Below are 23,212 nucleotides of genomic sequence, written 5' to 3' on the forward strand. Positions count from 1 at the left end.
GCTGCTTTTTTAGCGGCCGCTTTCTTCTTCGCTGGTGCATCATCTTCATCAGCTTCGATAATCGCAATCATCTCATCATAAGAAACTTTTTTCTCATTGATTTTTGCAAGCTCAAGAATAAAATCAACCACTTTTTCTTCATAAAGCGGTGCTTTGATTTGTGCCATCGCATTTGGATCTTTTTGGAAATATTCAAACACTTGCTGTTCTTGACCAGGATATTTACGGGCCTCAGCAGAAATGGCACGTGTTACTTCATCTTGGCCGACTTGAATGTCATTTTGGCTTCCGATCTCAGAAAGAAGAAGTCCTAAACGAACGCGACGCAGCGCAATATCAGCATATTCAGCTTTAACATCATCAGATGGTTCTTCAACGTCTTCGGGTTTTGCTTCAGGATTTTCAGCCATTAGTTGGCGATGAGCATCCATTTTAATTTGCTGAAGAATTTGCGCATTCTCAGCTTCATACATATTTTCCGGAACTTCAAAATCAACCGCTTCAGCAAGCGCATCAAGAAGGCCACGCTTAAGATGAGTGCGGCTTAATTCACTGTGCTCATTTTCAATCTGCCCTTTAACGGCATCTTTAAGGCCATCAAGATCCGCAAGACCCAGACGTTTTGCAAGTTTATCATCAACTTTTACTGGGGCTGGTTTTTGAACTTCAATAACATTTACTTTGAATAGCGCTTCTTTACCGGCAAGATGTTCAGCCTGATAACCTTCAGGGAAAGATACAACAACATCTTTTTTGTCGCCTGCTTTTACACCAACAAGTTGTTCTTCATATCCAGGGATAAATGTATTTGAACCAAGCACAAGTTGCGCCCCTTCAGTGGCACCACCATCAAACTCTTCACCATCAACAGAACCGACATAATCAATAAGAACGGCATCACCATCGGCTGCTTTATATATTTTAGCGGCTTTCTTATAATCTTTTTGACCAGCTGCAATATTTTCAATCGCTTCGTTGATTTGTTTGTCTTCAACTTTAACAACAAGCTTTTCTAATTTTAGCTTCGCAAGATCAGGAACATCAAATTCAGGAACAACTTCAAGTTCCATTGTATAAACAAGATCTTCACCATCATCAAAAGAAGTCACTTCAATTTTTGGCTGTGTCGCAGGACGGTCGCCTTTATCATTAAGTGCCTGTTGAGAAGTTTCATTCACAGTTTCCTCAAGGATTTTTCCAAGGAAGTTTTTACCATGAAGTTTTTTAAGAAGGGAAACTGGCGCTTTACCCGGTCTAAAGCCTGGCATTTTTACTGTTTTTTGCGCTTCAAGGATTTCGGCGTCTACTTTTGCTTCAATATCCGCCGCAGGTATGACCACTTCATATACACGTTTAAGGCCATTATTCTCTTTTTCAGTTATCTTCATGATCGATCTATCTAATAATTAAAGGGACCTTGCAATTACTCACAAAGTCCGTGTTCGTTATTTAATGCTGTGAATTTTTGGTGCGGGTGAAAGGACTTGAACCTTCACTTCTCTCGAAACTAGAACCTAAATCTAGCGCGTCTACCAATTTCGCCACACCCGCCTATAGACACCAAAAATGTCACAATTTCGTGTTGAGAGGCATTTATAGACAAATAAAATGAAAACGCCACAGAAAAATTCATATTTTTGTAAAAAAAATACCCCAGCTATAAAGTGACACTAATAATCAAATAAATACAAACAGTTAGATCATTTAAACGAGCTGCTTTATTGTTAAGCATAGACACAAAAATAATCTTAAATATTTAACTCTTGTAAAATAGCGGGAATCTCTTTTGCTAAATCCTCTGAAATAAGCCCTAAACCTATTTTTTTTGCACATTCAGAGTGAAGCCAAACGGCAGCACATGCGGCTTCAAACGCTGGCATACTTTGCGCTAGCAATCCCGTTATTATCCCCGCAAGCACATCACCTGAACCCGCTGTCGCCAGCGTAGGTGGAGCACTGCTTGAAATCACCGCCCGCCCGTCGGGCGATGCTATAACGGTATCAGCTCCTTTATAAATGACAATGGCACCAGATAATTTTGCAGCGTTTTTAGTTGCCGTTAATTTATCTAATTTTTTTAAATAAGGAAACACCCTGCCAAATTCACCACTATGCGGGGTTAATACACAATTACAATCTGATGATTTATTAATCGCTTCGAAAAGCTCCAGAGGCCCCTCTTCAAACACACTTAACGCGTCAGCATCAAGCACAGTTTTTTTACCTGAACGAATGATCGATAGAACTGCCTGCCTTGTATTTCCATTTACGCCCGTAGCCGGTCCTATACACCATGCATTTAAACGATGATCTTTTAAATCATTATTTAGAGTAGACTGTTTTCTTATCATAATCGCGGTTAAATGGGCCGCATGAGTGCTTAATGCATCATCCGGACTACTTACACTAACAAGTCCAGCACCACTTTTTATAGCCGCCATTGCAGCCAATCGACTTGCACCTGTTGAAATCATATCACCACTGACTACCACTGCGTGTCCACGATGATATTTATGTCCATCTGACTTAAGTATCGGAAATTCACCTAACCAAAAATCTGGATGATTTTCATATGTATCTGGTTTAGTTTCTAATACTGCACGATCATCAATGCCAATATCAGCAACCAATGTTTCCCCGCAATATTCTTTTCCAGGATAAAGTAAATGTGCTGGTTTTTTTCGGCAAAATGTAATGGTGATATCCGCCTTAAACGCGGCACCAAGAATTTCCCCACTATTTCCTTTTATTCCGCTTGGTATATCAACAGCCACTTTTAAAGCTTCGCAATCATTTACCTGAATAAGTGTTTCTTCGAGGTTTCCTGAAATATATTTGGATAAACCAGTCCCAAAAAGTGCATCAACAATAACATCGCAGTTAGTCACAATGTCTGGCGCGATGGGAATGATTTCCCCATTCCATCTATCAGCCATCAGACGCGCGTCACCAGTTAAATTATTTTCATCACCTAGCAATGCTAGAGTTACTATAAAGCCTGCTTTTTTTAAGTGACGTGCTATGACAAAACCATCGCCACCATTATTTCCGGACCCACAAAGTACGAGCGCACTATTGCCATTAACAGCACCGATGATCCTCCTTGAAACGGCACGGCCCGCCTCTTCCATTAAATCAGCCCCGCCATGACCCCTGCTAATTAAATCTGCAATTGCAAAATCATCTGCAGTTTTCATTTGCTCGGTTGATAAAATGGCATATTTATTTGTCATAAATTCACTTATTCCTATTCCAAAAAATTATTCCTGCCATGGGGGCGGATCACTCACCATTATGGTGAACCCATCAAAACGATATTCACGGTCACCGTCTGTGATGCGGTATTCAGCATCAGGTTTCTGTATATCCAGAAAACCTTGATACATCGCGGGCAAATAATCAGCACTTACCCAAGGCTCATTATGGGCAGGAAGCAAAATATCAACATGTTCAGCCATAGCCGCCAATTTTTCCGCTGACTTTACGTAGTCATTAAAATTCGCATCCCCCATATGCGCATACAAAGACGCTGGATAAAATGTGTCTCCCATAAATAACAATCTTTCTTCTCGGTCCATTACCACAAGGGCGTCTGGTGTATGGCCCGGCACAAGAAATATGTATAATATTCTTCCACCCAAATCAATTGTATTGCCATCGTAAATAGTATTAGTGATGTTGAATTGCTTACTGTGGTAATTATCAACAGTTACCCCGTTGGGCATCGGTTTCCAAACCCACCCAGGACCTACAAATTCTCTTATTTCTTCGTTGGTGCGACCCGCTGAATGATCAATTGTGTATTTTGTTGTTGTACCATATATTTTTTCAAAATAATGATTGCCTCCAACGTGATCATAATGTGTATGAGAATTGAGCACAGAAACTGGCAAATCAGTTAAAGCTGCGACTAATGTACCAATATCACCGACCCCTATACCCGTATCAAATAAAAGTGCACGCTTCTCGCCAAGTATTAGATATGAAATAACTTCTTCAAATTGTCCCATTTCGTAAATGGCATAAATGCTATCCGTAATTTTATATACTTCAAACCAATCTTGATCTTCGGGGAGTTCAATAAGTTCAAATTTATCCCAATGCGAGCGTGGAAGATTATCATACCAGTTATCCTTCCCTTCTCCTCTGCCTTGTACTTGGCTATTTTCTGTAATCACAACTTCCGAAGACATATCTGATTCCTGTTCAGATTGCCCGCAAGAAATAAGCGATACAGATAATATAACAGTTATAAAATTTCGTATTTTCATAGATAGCCCCTAAAATATTTTCAAAAATAAATTAGAACATCGAGTTATATATATAGGGGGAAAATGGGGCGAGTGACCGGATTTGAACCGGCGGCATCCAGAATCACAATCTGGCGCTCTAACCTACTGAGCTACACCCGCCACAACAAAATATTTCCCTGCGGAAAGTGAAGTCCTTTTAAGGGGAAGAGCACTAGGCGTCAAGTAAGATTATCACAAAATGAAATCTTTTTTCTATTAATGCAGGATGACTGCATTTTAAGTCTTTGCCTATTTTTTAAGCACTCAATGGATTCATTTTAATCATTTTATAATTAACGAAAAATTCCATTTGCTATAAACCCCTTGTTTTCTGGGAAATTTTATTGTTGGCACGGTATGTGCAAATAAAACGGACATTAATCAGACGACAAACGATTTGGAAAACAAATGAAAAAAATTGAAGCCATTATTAAGCCGTTTAAACTCGATGAAGTTAAAGAAGCACTTCATGAGGTTGGCCTTTCCGGCATTACCGTAATTGAGGCAAAAGGGTTTGGACGACAAAAAGGCCATACCGAATTATACCGTGGTGCCGAATATGTTGTCGATTTTCTGCCAAAAGTAAAAATAGAGATCATTTTACAAGACGCACTCGTTGAGCGCGCCGTTGAAGCTATTCAGCAGGCTGCTAAAACCGGTCGCATTGGGGACGGCAAAATATTCATTAGCAGTGTGGAAGAAGCTATTCGCATTAGAACCGGTGAAACCGGTGATGATGCCATATAAGAAATTTAATCAATTCATTTAAACATTAAGAAAATAGGAAATAAAATGTCAGACGTTCAAAAAGTATTAGACCTCATTAAAGAAGAAGAGATTGAATATGTAGATCTTCGTTACAGTGATACAAAAGGAAAAATGTATCATATAAGCATGTGCGCGGACCTCGTCGATGAAGATATGTTTGAAGAAGGCGTTATGTTTGATGGTTCATCTGTTCCCGGATGGAAAACCATTAACGATAGTGACATGATCCTTCAACTTGATCCATCTACTGCAATTATTGATCCATTTTATGGTCAAGCAACGATTTCTATTTTCTGTTCCGTTGTTGAGCCTGCGACAGGCGAAGGATATGGTCGTGACCCGCGCTCAACCGCAGAACGCGCAGAAGCATATCTTAAATTTTCAGGCATTGGTGACACAGCATACTTTGGTCCTGAGCCAGAATTTTTCATGTTTGATGATGTAAAATATAATGTGGACTATGATAGCGCGGGTTATTCCCTTAATGACGAGCAAACACCAACAAATTCTGGTGCAACTATAGAAGGTGGTAATAAAGCTCACCGTACAGGTGCAACAAGCAACTATTTCTCACTTGAGCCATTTGATCGCTGCCAAGACATTCGTAGTGAAATGGTGTCATTGATGAAAGAATGCGGCCTTCCCATGGATAAACACCATCAAGAAGTTGCACCATCACAACATGAGCTTGGTTTAACATTTGGTACGCTTGTTGAAACTGCCGAGCGCGTTCAACTTTATAAATATATCACACACCAAGTGGCACGTGCTTACGGCAAAACGGCAACATTTATGCCAAAACCAATTGCAGCAGATAATGGCTCAGGTATGCATGTCCATATGTCAATTTGGAAAGATGGTAAACCGCTTTTCGCCGGCAATAGTTATGCAGACCTTTCTGAAACTTGCCTTTACTACATTGGTGGCATCATTAAACATGCTAAAGCAATTAATGCATTCACTAACCCTTCAACAAATAGCTACAAGCGTTTGGTTCCAGGATTTGAAGCACCTGTGCTTCTTGCATATTCTGCCCGCAACCGCTCCGCTTCTTGTCGAATTCCTCATTCTGCAAGTCCTAATGGTAAGCGTGTTGAAGTTCGTTTTCCAGACCCAACAGCAAACCCATATCTTTCGTTTGCAGCGCTAATGATGGCAGGTCTTGACGGGATTGAGAATAAAATTCATCCTGGTGAAGCAATGGATAAAGATCTTTATCACCTTCCACCTGAAGAGTTAAAAGAAGTTCCACGTGTTGCAGCCTCTCTCGGTGAAGCACTTGATGCCCTTGACGCAGATAGAGAGTTTCTTAAAAAAGGCGATGTATTCTCTGATGATCAAATTGATGCATACATTGAACTTAAACGTGAAGAAATCCAACGTCTTGAAATGACACCTCATCCTGTTGAGTTCGAAATGTATTATTCTTCATAATCCATTTTAAAAAGTTAATAAAAGGGGCCGTTACGGAAATTCGTATCGGCCTCTTTTATTTTTAACTTATATTTGAAATTCCCCCGAGATTAACTTTTATTCAAGAAAATCATGCGATAGTGAAGTTTGAGGTTACGAATTACGGGATAGATTAAAATTTGATGAACTCTAATATATCAGAATATAAGAGATATCAGGAACTGGTTGCAGGTAAAAATATTAACCCGCAAACATTATTGGCGACTAACTACTTAAATCATTTTAATGAAATTCATATGCTACTCGGCATGATTGCCGAAATGCCTGACTGTATTGATGATATTACAGAATGGGAAGCGATCTCATATCAAGGTCATTTTAAATATAGCGTATTTCAAGATAAAGATCTTGCAATAGAAGCATTTCACCATTCACCTATAAAATACAAAGAACCATTTGAAAAATGTGTTTCAGAAATGGATAAATTGTTACTTAGCACAATCATCAAAGTTAAAGAATCATTAGATAAAAACGATTTAAATGAAGTTAATATCATTGTTGCAGAATATACCCCAAAAATGGAAAGAATGATTGAAAATTGTTCAGCCATTATCAACAGCAAAGAATTCACTAGTCAACAAGATGTTATTGATGATTATTTTGATGATGATGTAGATGAAAAGAACAATGCTCAAGATGCAATTGACGACCTATTTAGTTGAGTCGCGATACTTCACTTAATTTAAGCCGTTTTATCGCATATCCCTGATGCTTTAACGCAAAAAGCATGACAGGGTTAAAATTATTATTGTATATAAAATTCAACTATTTACTAAATACGTTCATTAAATACGAACAACATGTTTACACGGAAAACATTTTTATGTTTACATATATCACATTATTAAGTATGTATCGTGGCAAATAAACCGAGTATTCATAGGGTTCAAGGCAAAGTATTTTTGATAAAATAATAGAGTTTATTTCATCTAATTAGCGCCAATAAACGTAAAATGAATATACTTAAATTTAATATTAATAATAAAGAATAAACTGTTATGAATAGATCATATAGAACAGCGGGCCTTATCATTGTCGGAATAGCGCTTTTATTAGTGTCTGGAATTTTCTTTCCATCAGAAGATAATGCTGCTCCAACCCCAACTAAATCTCAAGAAACAGCATTAATGTCTGTTTCAATTATTAATGCATCTTTAGAGCCGTTTACTAAAGACATTATCTTAAGAGGACAAACTCAAGCGCTTAGAACTGTAGACCTAAAGAGTCAGATCAAAAGCCGTATTGTCGAGCTTCCAGTTGAAAAAGGTACGCGCGTCAAAATGGGTGATGTGATTTGCCGCATGGATATCGAAGATAGAGCAGCAAACCATGCTGAAACAGCAGCTATTGTTAAACAGCGTGAGTTAGAATTTAAAGCTTCTGAAGAATTATTTGCTAAAGGTCACCGTTCAGGAACGCAACATTCCGCAGCAGTAGCCGCATTAGATACAGCAAAAGCACGTGAAAAGAGGGCTCAAATTGATTTAGATAACGCTTCTATTAGAGCACCTTTTGACGGCATTATTAATGACAGACTCATCGAAGTCGGTGATTATATGAGAGAAGGCGATGTTTGCGCAGTAATTATGGAAGAAGACCCATTCCTTGTTGTGGCAGATATCTCAGAAAATGATATTGCGCAAATTAATATTGGCGATACGGCTTACGCAAAAATGCAAAACGGACTAGAAATTACTGGAAAAGTCCGTTTTATTTCCTCAATTGCTGATACCGCGACAAGAACTTTCCGTGTTGAGTTAGAAGTTGCTAACTCAGATCATAAAATTTTGGATGGTATAACAGCTGAACTCATTATTAAAGCTAATCAAATTATGGCACAGAAAATTTCCCCTGCTTCATTGGTTTTAGATGATCGCGGCCTCGTAGGGGTTAGAACCGTTGATACAAATAACGTAGTTCATTTCAAAGAAGTGGAAATCATGGGCAATCATGAAAATGGTGTTTGGATAGCTGGCCTTGAAAATAATGATAAAGTAATTGTTAAAGGCCATGAGTTCGTTAAAGCGGGTGAATCTGTTTCTGCCGTAACAGCAACTAATTAAAGGATCAAATTATGAACGCAATAATTAGTGCAGCGATAGACCATTACAGGGTAGTACTTTTATGCCTAGCGTTGATTTTTGTTGGCGGAACAGCTTCTTACATAACAACTCCAAAAGAAGCGTCTCCGGACATTACAATTCCTACGATTTACGTTAGCCTTATCCATGACGGCATTTCACCAGAAGACTCTGCGCGTTTGCTAGTAAAACCACTAGAAACAACGCTTAGAACAATTGAAGGAATAAAAATTCTTCGTGGTATTGGCCGTGAAGGCGGAGCCAGTTTAATTATTGAATTTAACGCAGGTATTGATCCTGATTTGGCTCTCTTAGATGTTCGTGAACAAGTAGATAAAGCCAGATCAGAATTTCCGGCAGAAACTAAAGAGCCTACGATTACAGAAATTAACTTAAGTGAATTTCCGATCATTAATGTCGTACTTTATGGTAGTGCCCCAGAGCGGGTGATTTATCAAATTGCAAGACGTTTAAGAGATGATCTTGAATCTGTACCCAGTATTCTTAAGGCGGAAGTTACTGGTGATAGAGAAGATTTACTTGAAATCGTTATTGATCCTGCAAAGTTAGAAAGTTATCAATTTTCATATGCTGAACTGGCAAATGTTGTTGCTGTTAATAACCGTTTGGTTGCTGCAGGCTCCCTTGATAATGGGAATGGACGTTTTTCCGTTAAAATACCTGGAATCTTGGAAACAGCAGAAGATGTTTATAATATTCCTTTGAAAGTTTCGGGTAATAGTATTGTTACATTGAAAGATGTAGCAACAATAAGAAAAACTTTTAAAGACCCTGTAAGCTTTGCAAGATTTAATGATAAGCCTGCAGTATCACTTGGCGTCAGTAAACGTACCGGTGAAAATATTATCGCAACCGATGCTATCATTAAAGAAATCGTCCGTCTTTCAGCAGAACAATGGCCGGAAGGCGTTTATTATGATTTTGTTGGTGAGGCATCCGAACAAGTTGAAGATTCGGTTTCAAGCCTTCAAAATAGTATTATTTCAGCAATCCTACTTGTATCAATTGCAATGATTGTAGCTCTTGGTGAAAGAACTGCATTGCTTGTTGCTATTTCAATACCGGGTTCATTTTTACTTTCTATATTCTTAATGAACTTCATGGGTATGAGCATCAACCAGGTGGTTATGTTTGGTCTTATTCTTTCCGTTGGTCTATTGGTTGATGGTGCAATTGTTGTAACTGAATATGCTGACCGTAAAATGCAAGAAGGGTTCGATAAAAAAGAAGCTTATAGACTTGCTGCGCAGAGAATGGCTTGGCCTATTCTAGCTTCCACGGCAACAACACTTGCTGCATTCTTACCGTTGTTGTTTTGGCCTGGCATCCCTGGTGAGTTTATGGGGTATTTGCCGCTTACACTTATTTTTACACTATCATCATCATTTTTAATGGCCCTGGTATTTATGCCTACACTTGGTGCATTGATCGGTAAAAAAGCGGATGATGCTGGTGATAACGTTTCCCATATGGCAGCCGGTAATTTTGATCCAAATGTATTACAAGGCTTTACAGGATCATATGTTCGTCTGGTAGATAAACTTATTAGACATCCGTTCCGATTTATGGGCGCAATTTTTGCAATCGTTATTGGTATTATCGTTGCCTTTGGCATGTCAGGAACACCGGTACAATTCTTCCCGGAAATGGACCCAGAAAACATCCAAATCAATGTTCATGCGCGTGGCAATCTTTCACTAAACGAAAGAGATTACCTAGTGCAACAAGTTACGGATGCCATTAAAGAGAACCCTAACATTGAAAATTTCCAGTCAACAACGACTGCCCTTTCAAACAGTGCGCAAGACAAAGCTGAAGATGTAATTGGCACATTGTTTATTAACTTTATTGATTGGGACAAACGTGAGAAAAATGTTAGCGGAATCATAAGTGACTTCCGTACTGCAACCGCTAATATACCTGGTATTATCGTGGAAATTGTTACGCCTGCTCAAGGTCCTGTGCAAGGTAAAGACATTCAAATGGAGTTTAAATCGGAAAGTGCCGAACTCTTATTACCTGTTGTAAATGCAATTTATAACCATATGGATACTGAAATAGAAGGTTTAACCGATCTAGAAAACACCCTTCCGCTTCCTGGAATTCAGTGGGAATTAGAAGTTGATCGTGCATTAGCTGGTTTCTACGGTACAGATATTGCCAATGTTGGTAGTGTCATCCAATTGGTTACCAATGGCATAAAAGTCAGCGAATATCGACCTGATGATGCTGATGACGAAGTTGACATTCGTATTCGTTTCCCTGAGGAATACCGAAACATTTCACAGTTAGATGAAGTAAGAGTACAAACCAGAGAAGGTCTAGTTCCAATTAGTAACTTTGTTAAGCGTGTCGCGAAGCAAAAAATTAGTACAGTTGAAAGAATTGATACCAAGACTGCATATAAAATTCGTGCAAATGTTGAAGATATTACTCAACGTACTAATATTTCTAATGCCATAGGAGCATGGGTTGCAGAACAAAACTTTGATCCGCGCGTCGAAGTTAAATTTGCAGGAACTGATGAAGAGCAACAAGAATCACAAGCATTCCTATCAAAAGCTTTTGCAATGGCGTTGTTCTTGATGGCTCTAATCTTAGTGACACAGTTTAATAGCTTTTACCATTCTGGGCTCATTCTACTTGCTGTTCTGCTATCAACAGCAGGCGTATTGCTCGGTATTATGATTACAGGAAGAACATTCCAGACCATCATGACCGGTGTTGGGATTATCTCTCTTGCAGGGATTGTGGTGAATAATAATATTGTTCTCATTGATACTTATGCCCGCCTTAAAGAGTCCGGCATTGACGCATACGAAGCCATAACGCAAACTGTAGCTCAAAGACTACGTCCCGTTATGCTAACGACGATTACGACAGTTGTTGGATTGCTTCCGATGGTCTTTATGATCAACATTGATTTTGGAAGCCGCAGCGTCAAAATTGGTGACCCATCAGGCTCATTCTGGGTTGATTTAGCGATTGCCGTTTCATTTGGGCTTCTCTTTGCGACTGTGCTTACTCTGCTTCTAACGCCATGTATGTTAGCGGCACGTGTAAAACTATCTAAGAAGTATAGAGAATCAAATTTAAAATCGATCGCTAGCGGGTCAACCCCGCAAGCCGCGGAATAAATTAACTCTTACTTCGTGAAGAAAACAATGCGATTGTCGGGATGGAAATAATATAAATCATCCCGACAACTGACATAGTCATCCAGAGATTGGTTATTAATAAAGAGGCTAAAATTCCAATTCCAAGGAGCACAAAAATAACGTGCTCCTTGTGTATTTTTAGGCTCTTCAAAGAAAACGTTGGAATGCGGCTTACGGTAAGCAAACAAAGTAAAGCCATATAAGCTGAACACAGTTTGGGGTCTTGTAAAAATTCAAATCCAAATTCGAATGATAAAATCATAGGCCAAAGGGCAAGGGCTGCTGAAGCGGGAGCGGGAATTCCTGTATAATAACCTGCTTTGACCTCAGCCCCCAGCTCATCATCTTTCACAATAGTATTAAACCGAGCAAGCCTTAGAGCCATACAAATTGCAAACATAAGTGACATTAACCATCCCACACCCTTAACATCACTTAATACCCACATATACATAATAAGCGCCGGCGCAACCCCAAAGCTTATAACATCAGAAAGACTATCAAGTTCTGCGCCAAATTTACTGGTGCCTTTTAAGAGACGTGCTACACTTCCATCTAAACCGTCAAAAACGCCTGCAATCAAAATTGATGTAACGGAGGCCTCCCATTGGCCTAAATACGCGAAACGAACTCCAAACATGCCAGCACATAGTGCTAAAACAGTTATCGCGTTTGGGGCTAAACTTCTAACAGGAATATGAAAACGAGCTTTTTTCTGAGGCATGATAATCTACCTTATTTCACCGTCACGCTGTTTTTCGCGACCTTTTTCATTTGCTATTACGGTCTCGCCTGCGATCGCTCGTTGTCCCACCGCAACCAGTGAATTAACACCTTTAGGTAAATAAACATCAACACGACTTCCAAAACGAATTAGGCCGAAACGTTCGCCTGCTTTCATTTCATTACCATCTTCTGCCCAGCATAAAATACGACGCGCAACCAGACCTGCAATTTGTACAAAGGCGATATTGTTTCCGGATGTTGTTTCCATCATAATCGCATGGCGCTCGTTATCTTCACAGGCTTTTTCAAGCGACGCATTTAAATATTTTCCAGGTGTATAAGCTTGGCGAACGATTTTTCCATCAACTGGAACTCTGTTAACATGAACATCAAATACATTCATAAAAATAGTCACACGAGTACAAGTCTCAGATCCCATATCAAGCTCAACTGGCGGAACAGAATCTTTTACAGATTGCACAACACCATCTGCTGGTGCAATGACTAGCCCTTCTCTATTTGGCGTTACGCGTTCAGGGTCACGGAAAAAATAAGCACACCATGCCGTTAAGACAACACCAACAAATACAAGAAAATCAATTCCCGTTAAAAACAGAAGAAATGTAATGACAGCAAAGACGCCAACAAATTTATGACCTTCTCTGTGAATTGGCACGAATACGGAAAGAATAGTTTCCATTTTTAATAAACCCTTCAACGAAATAAACTCTATATTTGTTTATCGATAATCCTTAAGCAATGGTTATGCAAGCTTTTCATCATTTTTTTTAAGCTCAATTAGGCGTTGTTGGACCTCATCCAACTGTTGTTGCTTTTGCCACATTTGCGCATATTTTCCATTTTTCTCTAGTAAAACAGTGTGGCTTCCACGCTCTACAACTTCACCACCATCAAGGACCAAAATTTCATTTACATTTATAATAGTGGAAAGCCTATGGGCAATCACAATAGCAGTTCTTTGTTCTGATATTTTTTCAAGTGATTGCTGAATATCCCTTTCAGTATGACTATCTAGCGCCGAAGTCGCCTCATCAAGAAGTAAAATAGATGGGTTCTTTAATATGGTTCTTGCAATGGCTACGCGCTGTTTTTCACCACCGGATAGTTTTAACCCTCTTTCCCCCACTTCCGTTTCATATTCTTCAGGTAAAGTTAAGATGAAATCATGAATTTTTGCTAACTTAGCGGCTTCGATAACGTCCTCATCCGTTGCTTCGTGATTTCCATAAGCAATATTATATTTAATGCTATCATTAAAAAGAACCGTATCTTGAGGAACCACCCCGATCTCACGTCTTAAGCTGTGTTGTTTCACATCACGAATATCTTGGCCGTCAACCATCACACTTCCTGATGAAATATCATAAAACCGGAATAAAATACGAGATATTGTTGATTTACCAGCACCGCTTGAGCCGACAATAGCCGTGGTCGTTCCACCTTTAACTTTAAACGAGACATTTTTTAAAATAGGGCGGTCTTCATTGTAATGAAAGCAAACATCTTTAAATTCAATTGTGCCTTTTTTAATATTAATGTTTTCAGCGTTTTCATTGTCTTGAATTTCTGGGTTTTTAGCAATTAACATGAACATTTTTTCCATATCAACAAGCGCTTGTTTAATTTCGCGGTACACAAACCCTAAGAAATTTAAAGGGATATAAATCTGAATTAAAAGTGAATTGATTAAAACAAACTCACCAATGGTAAATAATCCTTCGGCAACACCTTTTGCTCCCATTAGTAGGACAGCCACTAAACCTGCTGAAATAATAACCCCCTGCCCCACATTAAGAAGCGTCAATGAAATCTGACTTTTAACTGCGGCTTCTTGATATTGCTTCAAGGATTTATCGTATCGCTCGGCTTCGTGATACTCACTGGTAAAATATTTAACAGTTTCAAAATTAATCAAACTATCAATGGCGCGACCGTTTGCTTTGGTATCTTGTTTATTCATTTCACGGCGGTATTTCAGTCGCCATTCAGTAACAGCAACTGTAAAATAAATATAACTAACAAGACAAACAAAAGTGATGATGGCATATATAGCGCCAAACTTAACCCAGAATATACTTGAAATGATGACAATTTCTAAAATTGTCGGCAAGATATTAAACAACATGAAACGTAACAAGAAGTCTATACCTCGTGTCGCTCTCTCGATAACTCTGCTTAACCCACCAGTTCTCCGTTCAAGGTGAAACCTTAAAGAAAGTAAATGTAAATGCCTGAATGTATTTAGTGCTATATTTCTTAATGCATTTTGCCCAACTTTTACAAAGATCGCGTCTCTAATTTCACCAAATGCCAGCGAAAGTATCCTAGCAAGACCATATCCAACAATTAATCCAACAGGTATTGCGCTAATGATTATTTCGTCTGTAATTTCTTTATCTTCAGCAAGAATATCGACCGCATCTGCTAAAATAAAAGGCACATATACACCGAATACTTTTGCAGCAACCAAGAAAAAGATAGCGAGGATTACTCTAATTTTTAAATCACCACGCCCTTTTGGCCAAAGGTATCGCCAAAGCTCGCTTATTGTTTGAAAATGGTTTCCTTCATCTTCATTATCTTCGATTGATTTTTCTTGACTGGCAGTTTGATCACTCGCCATAAAACACCCTTATTTTTCAATATTTTTAAAAAAATGATAATTCGTGAATTCCGTGTTTAATCAATTCATATATTGTTAACCACAACCCCATACTATCAGAAACAGTAACAAATGCTGCATTTAATTCCAGCATTATTTAATCTATTTTGATCGTTATTTTAACAGGGAAATAATCAATAAATATGAACGCCTTAGAACAAAATTTGGAGTTGATAGAAGAGCACTTAATTGATTACAAAAGCCAACTACCGCTATTCTATGAATTTGAATATCACGGCATTAATTTTGATTGCCAAATTGTCAATCATGACAGTTCGGATCATTACTATGTAAATCTGACGGCGAGAATTGGTTACCTACCTTATAGCTCTGAAAATAAAAACAGACGTGAACTCATTCTCAAGAATTTCAGTCATTTAATGGCACATAATCTCATCACTATTGATCATCATTGCGATATGAAACTTCCACTTAACACCATGATAAAAGGCGATACAAACGCAAAAACAGTGATGGAAACAATTTGTTATACTTTATTAGATGCAAAAGAAGTTTTGGAAATAATTTCAAACACAATGAACGATAAAAATATCAATACAGATCAAAATTTAATCGAAAAATTAGCTTAGTTCATTTGAAGTTTTTCAAGCGGTAAGCTTAATTCTTGCCCTGGGAAAATCAAATTAGGATCTAAAATACTTTCCCTATTCGCGCCAAAAATAACCGTATAATGGTAACCAGAGCCATATAACTTTCTCGCGATATGCCATAAGCTGTTGCCAGGTTTAACGATGACATCCCCAGTTGCCTGATCACGGTCAAGCGCAACAAAGGGAGTGAACGGCTGAGAAATACGTACTTCCACATTTCCGTCATCAAGGATCTGATCTAATCTAATGATATGCTCGCCCGCTGCTAATGATTTCTCAATTTCAAAAGTCCAATTACCTTCGTCACCTGATACAACTTCACCAACAAATTGATTATCCAAATATATTCTGACGTTTGCGCCTGCTATGGCACTTCCATTTACGACCGTTTTACCGTTGTCCGTATAATCAAGCGCATTTAGGGTCAAACCATTTGCAGCATCAATCATATTAATGTTTTGCGGTTTTTGTAAAACTTTACTTGGGCCGTTGCCTGTTCTTGGGCTTAAAATCGCAACGACGCCATCAGTATCATCGCTGTTAAAACGCTCTTCATTGCGTTCTGGAACCGATACGATAACGATATCACTAGACGTAATTTCAAAATCACCTTGCTTCGCAACCAAACTAATTTCTGTCGGACCACTTGGCAAAGGATCATCAAATAATAAAACCCACTCACCGTTTCTATCTGTAATGGCTGTTCCTAATTGACGATCACGGGCATAAACAATAACGTCACTATTTGGCTCCGCTCTACCCGCAATTACGCCCGTGCCGTTACGACTAATTCTCACCACATCAAAACTCGGCACTGCCATTGAATTTATTGTATTGTCTAAATCTGTTGCTGGAGAAACTTCAGATACAGCCGCATTTTCAGCACTTTCCGGAATTGTGGATTGCGTTCCATCATCGGCAAAAAATATAACCCAGACTAAGGCGCTTATGGCCACTAGGGCTAGTAATGACATACTAAATTTTAAACCAGAACTTTGTTTAATTTGCTGATGATTTAAATAATCGCTCAATTTATTTTATCCAACTTCATAAAAATGAAGCATATTAACATTAATCATACTTCTTATATAGTCTTTGACCATATAATTACCAGTGTGTTTTTTACCAAATCAACAATTCTATAAAAATTTCGCCCTCAATATCCCTTATAAAAATAAAATTTGTCAAATGTGTGACCAAAAACTAAGATAATGCTATGAAAAAAATCAAATCCATATGTGTTTATTGTGGTTCACGTCTTGGAAGAAAGCAATCATTCCAAGATTTAGCCCACAAAGTCGGCCTTATATTAGCAAAAAATAATATAAAGCTTATATACGGAGGCGGGAATGTAGGGTTAATGGGTATAATTGCTACTAGTGTTATGGAAAATGGTGGTAGTGTACACGGCATCATTCCCGGACATCTTGATGAAAGGGAGAAATCGCATGACACAATTACAGAATTAACAATTGCAAATAATATGCATCAAAGAAAGCGAATGATGTTTGATCATTCTGATGCTTTTCTTGTTTTACCAGGAAGTATCGGAACACTTGACGAGACAATTGAAGCGATAACTTGGGCGCAATTAAATCTCCATGATAAGCCAATAGTAATTTTAAATCATGAAAGTTATTGGGACCCTTTCTTAGGTTTACTAGAAAATATTATTGAAAATGAATTTACTGTTCCAGAAACTTTAAATCTTTTTCACGTCGTAAATTCAGCTGATGACGTATTGCCACTCTTAAAAACGTTACCTGATCCAAAAATAGATCCAAAAAACACATTATTTTAAATAAAAAGGTAAGAATACCCTTACATTTTTGATTATCTAATGTTACTTTGCGCCCAAATATTATGAATTAAATAATACTTCGCTAAGAATAGCGATTAACTAAAACCAAAAGGAATAACATGGCTAAGATTAAAGTAGATAATCCCGTTGTTGAACTAGACGGCGACGAAATGACACGCATCATTTGGGCTTGGATTAAAGAACGTCTCATTCATCCATACCTTGATGTTGACCTTCATTATTATGACCTCAGCATTCAAAAGCGTGACGAGACAGATGACCAAATCACCATCGACAGTGCGAATGCAATTCTTGAACATGGTGTTGGCGTAAAATGTGCAACAATTACACCAGATGAACAGCGCGTTGAAGAATTCGGCCTAAAGAAAATGTGGCGCTCTCCTAATGGTACTATCCGTAACATTATCGGCGGTACGGTTTTCCGTAGTCCAATTATCTGTTCCAATGTTCCTCGTCTGGTACCAGGTTGGACAGATCCAATTGTTATTGGCCGTCACGCATTCGGTGATCAATACCGCGCGACAGATTTCCGCGTCCCGGGAGCAGGAAAATTGACTGTAAAATTTGAACCTGATGATGGTGGTGAAACTATTGAACACGAAGTGTACCAGTTTGAAAAAGCTGGCGTTGCTATGGCAATGTATAACCTTGATGAAAGTATTCGTGATTTTGCCCGTTCAAGTATGAATTATGGTCTTAACGTTGGATGGCCTGTGTATCTTTCAACAAAAAACACTATCCTGAAAGCATATGACGGACGTTTTAAAGATTTGTTTGAAGAAGTATATCAGAATGAATTCGCTGATAAATTTAAAGCAGCCGGCATTTCTTATGAGCATCGTTTAATCGACGACATGGTAGCATGTGCAATGAAATGGAACGGTAAATTTGTTTGGGCGTGTAAAAACTATGATGGCGACGTTCAATCAGATACTGTTGCACAAGGTTTTGGCTCACTTGGCCTTATGTCTTCGCGTCTAATGACACCAAACGGTAAGGTCGTTGAATCGGAAGCAGCACACGGTACAGTGACACGTCATTACCGCCTGCATCAACAAGGTGAAGAAACATCAACAAATCCAATAGCATCTATTTACGCTTGGACTGGTGGTCTTCGCCACCGTGGTACACTAGATGGCAATGAAAAACTTATTAATTTTGCTGATGCGCTTGATGCAGTTTGTGTTAAAACTGTTGAGCAAGGTGATATGACTAAGGATTTAGCTTTACTAGTTGGCCCTGAGCAAAACTGGTTAACGTCCAAGCAATTCTTTGATAAGATTGATGAAAATCTGCAAAAAGAAATGGGTTAATAGCTTCTATGTATTTTTTAAGAAGGCGGGTATAATACCAGCCTTTTTTATTGCTTTAAAGGCTTTCCAAATCTTTTACTTCCGTCTGACCGAAATCTACTGAAGTTTTTTCAGAATACGTTTGTTCAATACGTTCCTTCAAACTGGGGAAGTGGTTCAGCAAATGATGAAAATCTTTGGCATCCAAAATCAAAAGGTGAGTTTTCTCGACTGCAACGTAATTCGCCTGAAACGTCGCTCTTTCCATTAATGACTTTGCGCCAAAGAAGGCTCCTTGTCTCAAATGGTTCTCGCCTTCTTCGTCTTTTCTTCTAATTGTACCAGATACAATCAGGTAAAGTTTCTCTGCCTTTTCACCGTCATAAACAATTAATCTACCGCTTTCAACAACCTGAGAGCGAAGCCGTTTAGCAATACTATTTATAAGGTTTGCATCTAGTCCATGAAAAAGTGGAACATTAGCAACTAAGCCCCATCGAATAACAAAATCCCGTCGGTGAATTTCATTTGCAAAACCGGACGCAATAATACCAATAGGTAAAGCATATACACCAACCCCCATAATCATAACAACAACACCAAAAACTTTACCCCAAACCGTGAGAGGCACCACATCACCATATCCAATTGTTGTTAAAGTGGCAAAAGCCCACCACATAGCCGAAGGAATATTACCAAATGCTAGGGTTGGACTGTGCGTTCAAGATAGTACATGATGCTAGAAGCGAAAAGGACCAGCCCAAGTATGATAATCAAAGTCGCGATCAAAGCGCGTCGCTCAGCATAAAAAACTTTCCCCAAAGAAGTAAGTGCCGGAGAATAGCGCATTAATTTAAATAATCTTAGAAATCTGAAAATACGCAAGAATCGTAAATCAAATCCTACAAATGAGAATAATATTGTTGGGGCAATTGCGATAAAATCTATTACCATTAGAGGAGAAAATAAGAATCTTATTCTAAAGTTATTCTTGCCTCTTACATTTGGTTTTGATCGATATTCAACACAAATCCAAACGCGTAGAAAATATTCTATTATAAAAATACCGAGTGAAAAGAGCTCAAAATACAAAAACTCTTTTGAATATTCTATGCTAATTGGCTGAACTGTTTCCATCGCAACCGCAAAAATATTCAACAGAATTAAGATGACCATAAAGGCATCAAAAAAATGACCCGCTAAGTGACCACTGCCGCCAATCTCAATAATGTTAAATATATTTCGTCTTAGACTATTGTCTTTCTGCATTTAATCATTTCAAATATCCTGAAATGTTACCCGATTATATTTTCTATAGCTTTTATGGCTTCTTTCGCATTACTGCCGTCTGGACCTCCTGCTTGCGCCATATCCGGTCGACCGCCCCCACCTTTACCGCCAACCGCGACGGCACCAGCACGCACCAAGTCAACTGCGCTAATTTTTTCTTTTAAATCATCGGTGACAGCAGTTAAAACCGCTGCTTTACCTTCATTGACAGCGATAAATGCAATTACACCGCTTCCGATACGTTTCTTCGCATCATCAGCAAGGCCACGCAGTTCTTTTGCCGGAATGCCTTCAAGAACTTGGCCAAGAAATTTAACACCCGCTATCTCTTTAAATTCATCACCATCAGATTGAGTCCCACCACCGAGAGCAACTTTCTTTTGAAGTTCAGCAATTTCTTTTTCCATAGTTTTGCGCTCATTAAGTAAAGTACTTAACCGCCCAACCAAATCAGATGATGTTGTCTTTAACGTAGATAATGCATCAATCAACAATGCTTCTTGATCTGCTGAATAATCACATGCAGCATCCCCAGTTAAAACTTCTAATCTACGAACACCAGAAGAAACGGCCCCTTCAGATATGATTTTAAAATACCCTATATCACCAGTACGCCGAACATGAGTGCCACCACATAATTCAACGGAATAATCTTTACCGTCAACCGCTTCACCCATTGCAACCACACGGACTTCATCGCCATATTTTTCACCGAATAATGCCATAGCTCCAGCTTCAATCGCCTCATCAGGTGTCATTAAGCGTGTTGTTACCTCAGTATTCTGACGAATAATGCCGTTAACTTCATCTTCTACCCTTTTAATTTCATCTGCTGTTACGGCCTTTGAATGGCTAATATCAAAACGCATTTTATCAGCGGCAACCAAGGACCCCTTTTGTGTCAAATGGTCACCAAGATTATTTCTAAGCGCCGCATGCAAAATATGGGTAACGGAATGATTGGCTCGGATTTTATCACGGTTAATAACATTGACGTTCATTTCAACAACGTCATCATTTTTAATAGAACCCTCAATAACTTTTCCCAGATGCACATGTAACGCGCCTAGTTTCTTTTCCGTATCCGTAATTTCAACAAGTGCGCCCTGTTCGGTTTTAAATGTTCCGATATCACCAACCTGGCCACCACTCTCACCATAGAATGGCGTTTGATTGACAAGAATTGCCACGTCATCACCTGCTTTTGCCTCGTCAACAACATCATCATTTGAAACAATCTGTAAAACCTTACCTTCTGCATGAGTAGTGCTATACCCAACAAACTCTGTTGCACCAAATTCTTCTTGTGCTTCAAACCATACAGACTCGGTCGCGCTAGAACCCGACCCTTTCCATGCAGCGCGTGCCTCCGCTTTTTGTCTTACCATAGCGGCATTAAACCCAACTTCATCAACCGACATATTTTTCGTGCGAAGAGCGTCTTGCGTGAGATCAAGTGGAAATCCAAATGTGTCATATAGTTTAAAGGCTACTTCACCGTCTAATTCACCATTTTCGCCAAGGCCATCAATTTCTTCATCAAGGAGACGCATACCGCGATCTAGTGTTTTACGGAACCGTTTTTCTTCAAGAAGCAAAGTTTCGGTTACCAATGCTTCTGCACGGATGAGTTCAGGAAAAGCTTGCCCCATTTCCCCAACGAGTGCCGGAACTAAACGATGCATAAGCGGTTCTTTGCAACCAATAATATGAGCGTGACGCATTGCACGACGCATTATCCGTCTAAGTACATAACCGCGGCCCTCATTCGATGGAAGAACGCCATCGGCGATTAAAAATGAAGTAGATCTTAAATGATCCGCAATCACACGATGCGAAGTATTATGTTCACCAAACGGTTCAACGCCGCTCATGTCCGCTGAGGCCGTAATTAATTTTTTAAATAAATCAGTTTCATAATTATCATGTGTACCCTGTAAAACCGCAGCAATACGTTCTAACCCCATCCCTGTATCAATCGCAGGTTTAGGAAGGTCAATTCTTTTTCCGCCCTCTTGTTGTTCATATTGCATGAAAACAAGGTTCCAAATTTCAACGAAACGGTCACCATCTTCCTCAGGCGTGCCTGGAGGACCACCCCAAATATGATCCCCATGATCATAGAATATTTCAGAGCAAGGACCGCAAGGACCTGTATTTCCCATGGACCAAAAATTATCAGATGTTGCAATACGGATTATACGTTCATCCGGAAGGCCACTAATTTTACTCCACAAATCAAACGCGACATCATCATCGTGGTAAACCGTTACAAGTAGCTTATCTTTATCAATTCCATAAACATTCGTGATCAATTCCCAAGCATGATAGATCGCTTTTTCTTTAAAATAATCACCAAAAGAAAAATTTCCGAGCATTTCAAAAAATGTATGATGACGCGCCGTATAGCCTACATTATCTAAATCATTATGCTTACCACCCGCGCGTACGCATTTCTGGCTAGTTGTCGCACGTTTATAAGGACGCGTTTCCATACCCGTGAAGACATTTTTAAATGGCACCATTCCAGCATTCACAAACATTAATGTCGGATCATTATCCGGCACGAGCGGGCTACTGGCCACCACTTCATGACCTGCATCCTTAAAATAATTTAGAAAGGCGCTACGGATTTCGTTGGTACTCTTCATTTTTAGTCCACTCTTTGATCTTTTATGATGACTTTTATACTTTATCCCATATTGCAGGGGATTATTCAAAGTCTTTTACCGTTCAATATCATCTAAGTCCAGTTTGCAAAACAAAAAAAGGTACCGGAAACCGGTACCTCGAAGTTTGCTGGGATAGTGTAAATATATTGAGCGTGAAGTTTATTCGTCTTCTAGCTCTGTGTCACGAATAGTACCCTCTTTAAGCATCACATCGTCAAGGATACCTGCATTAACGCGAACAGCATTTTCAATTTCAGCGGCCATTTCCGGGTTGTCTTTTAGAAAACGTTTAGCATTTTCGCGTCCTTGACCAATACGCTGAC

At 39.0% G+C, this 23,212-nt stretch carries 18 protein-coding genes, 2 tRNA genes and 1 pseudogene; 8 read left to right on the top strand and 13 right to left on the bottom strand.

Translation table 11 applies throughout. The features are described 5' to 3' along the window. The 5 genes from tig to ACTF6W_RS02405 all read right to left on the bottom strand — a co-directional run. Positions 1–1,388, bottom strand: a 1,388-nt coding sequence (gene tig / locus ACTF6W_RS02385; RefSeq protein ID WP_438992938.1) for a trigger factor, incomplete at its 3' end; no start/stop codon positions are given. A gap of 78 nt (positions 1,389–1,466) precedes the next feature. Further along, positions 1,467–1,551, bottom strand: a tRNA-Leu gene (locus ACTF6W_RS02390). A 197-nt stretch (positions 1,552–1,748) separates the two neighbouring features. Further along, positions 1,749–3,233, bottom strand: a complete 1,485-nt coding sequence (locus ACTF6W_RS02395; protein WP_438992939.1) for an NAD(P)H-hydrate dehydratase — start codon at positions 3,231–3,233, stop codon at positions 1,749–1,751. 27 nt (positions 3,234–3,260) lie between these two features. Next, positions 3,261–4,271 (bottom strand): MBL fold metallo-hydrolase, encoded by a 1,011-nt coding sequence (locus tag ACTF6W_RS02400; RefSeq protein ID WP_438992940.1) that lies wholly within the window; start codon positions 4,269–4,271, stop codon positions 3,261–3,263. A gap of 64 nt (positions 4,272–4,335) precedes the next feature. Then, a tRNA-His gene (locus tag ACTF6W_RS02405) sits at positions 4,336–4,412 on the bottom strand. Between the two features lie 288 nt (positions 4,413–4,700). Between ACTF6W_RS02405 and ACTF6W_RS02410 the strand changes: the two genes are divergently transcribed. From ACTF6W_RS02410 to ACTF6W_RS02430, 5 genes are all read left to right on the top strand, one after another. Next, positions 4,701–5,039, top strand: a complete 339-nt coding sequence (locus tag ACTF6W_RS02410) for a P-II family nitrogen regulator (protein ID WP_438992941.1) — start codon at positions 4,701–4,703, stop codon at positions 5,037–5,039. Positions 5,040–5,084: 45 nt separating this feature from the next. Next, positions 5,085–6,494 (top strand): type I glutamate--ammonia ligase, encoded by a 1,410-nt coding sequence (glnA, locus tag ACTF6W_RS02415; RefSeq protein ID WP_438992942.1) that lies wholly within the window; start codon positions 5,085–5,087, stop codon positions 6,492–6,494. Positions 6,495–6,655: 161 nt separating this feature from the next. Then, positions 6,656–7,195: a hypothetical protein gene (locus ACTF6W_RS02420; RefSeq protein WP_438992943.1), complete on the top strand. Its 540-nt coding sequence runs from the start codon at positions 6,656–6,658 to the stop codon at positions 7,193–7,195. A gap of 336 nt (positions 7,196–7,531) precedes the next feature. Then, entirely contained in the window at positions 7,532–8,596 is a 1,065-nt protein-coding gene (locus ACTF6W_RS02425; protein WP_438992944.1) for an efflux RND transporter periplasmic adaptor subunit, read from the top strand. An 11-nt stretch (positions 8,597–8,607) separates the two neighbouring features. After that, positions 8,608–11,772, top strand: coding sequence for an efflux RND transporter permease subunit (locus tag ACTF6W_RS02430; protein ID WP_438992945.1), 3,165 nt, complete (start codon positions 8,608–8,610; stop codon positions 11,770–11,772). 1 nt (position 11,773) lies between these two features. Here ACTF6W_RS02430 and pssA read toward each other — a convergent pair whose 3' ends face one another. The 3 genes from pssA to ACTF6W_RS02445 form a co-directional block, all read right to left on the bottom strand. Continuing rightward, on the bottom strand, positions 11,774–12,517 hold the full coding sequence (gene pssA / locus ACTF6W_RS02435) for a CDP-diacylglycerol--serine O-phosphatidyltransferase (protein ID WP_438992946.1): 744 nt from the start codon (positions 12,515–12,517) through the stop codon (positions 11,774–11,776). Positions 12,518–12,523: 6 nt separating this feature from the next. Next, positions 12,524–13,219, bottom strand: coding sequence for a phosphatidylserine decarboxylase (locus tag ACTF6W_RS02440; protein ID WP_438992947.1), 696 nt, complete (start codon positions 13,217–13,219; stop codon positions 12,524–12,526). Between the two features lie 63 nt (positions 13,220–13,282). Beyond that, positions 13,283–15,163 carry an ABCB family ABC transporter ATP-binding protein/permease gene (locus ACTF6W_RS02445; protein WP_438992948.1) on the bottom strand — a complete coding sequence of 627 codons (1,881 nt, stop codon included), beginning with the start codon at positions 15,161–15,163 and terminating at the stop codon, positions 13,283–13,285. Positions 15,164–15,345: 182 nt separating this feature from the next. Between ACTF6W_RS02445 and ACTF6W_RS02450 the strand changes: the two genes are divergently transcribed. Then, positions 15,346–15,792: a hypothetical protein gene (locus ACTF6W_RS02450; RefSeq protein WP_438992949.1), complete on the top strand. Its 447-nt coding sequence runs from the start codon at positions 15,346–15,348 to the stop codon at positions 15,790–15,792. Here ACTF6W_RS02450 and ACTF6W_RS02455 read toward each other — a convergent pair. After that, on the bottom strand, positions 15,789–16,844 hold the full coding sequence (locus ACTF6W_RS02455; RefSeq protein WP_438992950.1) for a LysM peptidoglycan-binding domain-containing protein: 1,056 nt from the start codon (positions 16,842–16,844) through the stop codon (positions 15,789–15,791). The two genes, ACTF6W_RS02450 and ACTF6W_RS02455, sit on opposite strands and share 4 nt — an antisense overlap. A gap of 185 nt (positions 16,845–17,029) precedes the next feature. On the opposite strand from ACTF6W_RS02455, the gene ACTF6W_RS02460 reads away from it, so the two are divergent. Next, complete coding sequence (locus ACTF6W_RS02460; RefSeq protein ID WP_438992951.1) at positions 17,030–17,614, top strand: TIGR00730 family Rossman fold protein; 585 nt, start codon at positions 17,030–17,032, stop codon at positions 17,612–17,614. 119 nt (positions 17,615–17,733) lie between these two features. Next, positions 17,734–18,948 carry an NADP-dependent isocitrate dehydrogenase gene (locus ACTF6W_RS02465; protein ID WP_438992952.1) on the top strand — a complete coding sequence of 405 codons (1,215 nt, stop codon included), beginning with the start codon at positions 17,734–17,736 and terminating at the stop codon, positions 18,946–18,948. Positions 18,949–19,003: 55 nt separating this feature from the next. Here ACTF6W_RS02465 and ACTF6W_RS02470 read toward each other — a convergent pair whose 3' ends face one another. From ACTF6W_RS02470 to ACTF6W_RS02485, 4 genes and pseudogenes are all read right to left on the bottom strand, one after another. Further along, on the bottom strand, positions 19,004–19,618 hold the full coding sequence (locus tag ACTF6W_RS02470) for a cyclic nucleotide-gated ion channel (protein ID WP_438992955.1): 615 nt from the start codon (positions 19,616–19,618) through the stop codon (positions 19,004–19,006). A gap of 11 nt (positions 19,619–19,629) precedes the next feature. Then, entirely contained in the window at positions 19,630–20,196 is a 567-nt protein-coding gene (locus ACTF6W_RS02475) for an ion transporter (protein ID WP_438992953.1), read from the bottom strand. 26 nt (positions 20,197–20,222) lie between these two features. After that, positions 20,223–22,868 (bottom strand): alanine--tRNA ligase, encoded by a 2,646-nt coding sequence (gene alaS / locus ACTF6W_RS02480; RefSeq protein WP_438992954.1) that lies wholly within the window; start codon positions 22,866–22,868, stop codon positions 20,223–20,225. A 180-nt stretch (positions 22,869–23,048) separates the two neighbouring features. Further along, positions 23,049–23,212: pseudogene (locus ACTF6W_RS02485) on the bottom strand (recombinase RecA); the annotation flags it as partial.

It is taken from the genome of Pseudemcibacter sp. (assembly GCF_965661635.1).
In the GTDB taxonomy this organism is placed as follows: domain Bacteria; phylum Pseudomonadota; class Alphaproteobacteria; order Sphingomonadales; family Emcibacteraceae; genus Pseudemcibacter.

Coding starts and splice junctions, on each gene's coding strand:
- ACTF6W_RS02475 (WP_438992953.1), bottom strand. CDS start 20,196: ATGCAGAAAGACAATAGTCTAAGACGAAATATATTTAACATTATTGAG.
- ACTF6W_RS02460 (WP_438992951.1), top strand. CDS start 17,030: ATGAAAAAAATCAAATCCATATGTGTTTATTGTGGTTCACGTCTTGGA.
- ACTF6W_RS02420 (WP_438992943.1), top strand. CDS start 6,656: ATGAACTCTAATATATCAGAATATAAGAGATATCAGGAACTGGTTGCA.
- pssA (WP_438992946.1), bottom strand. CDS start 12,517: ATGCCTCAGAAAAAAGCTCGTTTTCATATTCCTGTTAGAAGTTTAGCC.
- ACTF6W_RS02430 (WP_438992945.1), top strand. CDS start 8,608: ATGAACGCAATAATTAGTGCAGCGATAGACCATTACAGGGTAGTACTT.
- ACTF6W_RS02450 (WP_438992949.1), top strand. CDS start 15,346: ATGAACGCCTTAGAACAAAATTTGGAGTTGATAGAAGAGCACTTAATT.
- ACTF6W_RS02465 (WP_438992952.1), top strand. CDS start 17,734: ATGGCTAAGATTAAAGTAGATAATCCCGTTGTTGAACTAGACGGCGAC.
- ACTF6W_RS02440 (WP_438992947.1), bottom strand. CDS start 13,219: ATGGAAACTATTCTTTCCGTATTCGTGCCAATTCACAGAGAAGGTCAT.
- ACTF6W_RS02445 (WP_438992948.1), bottom strand. CDS start 15,163: ATGGCGAGTGATCAAACTGCCAGTCAAGAAAAATCAATCGAAGATAAT.
- glnA (WP_438992942.1), top strand. CDS start 5,085: ATGTCAGACGTTCAAAAAGTATTAGACCTCATTAAAGAAGAAGAGATT.
- ACTF6W_RS02395 (WP_438992939.1), bottom strand. CDS start 3,233: ATGACAAATAAATATGCCATTTTATCAACCGAGCAAATGAAAACTGCA.
- ACTF6W_RS02425 (WP_438992944.1), top strand. CDS start 7,532: ATGAATAGATCATATAGAACAGCGGGCCTTATCATTGTCGGAATAGCG.
- ACTF6W_RS02400 (WP_438992940.1), bottom strand. CDS start 4,271: ATGAAAATACGAAATTTTATAACTGTTATATTATCTGTATCGCTTATT.
- ACTF6W_RS02410 (WP_438992941.1), top strand. CDS start 4,701: ATGAAAAAAATTGAAGCCATTATTAAGCCGTTTAAACTCGATGAAGTT.
- alaS (WP_438992954.1), bottom strand. CDS start 22,868: ATGAAGAGTACCAACGAAATCCGTAGCGCCTTTCTAAATTATTTTAAG.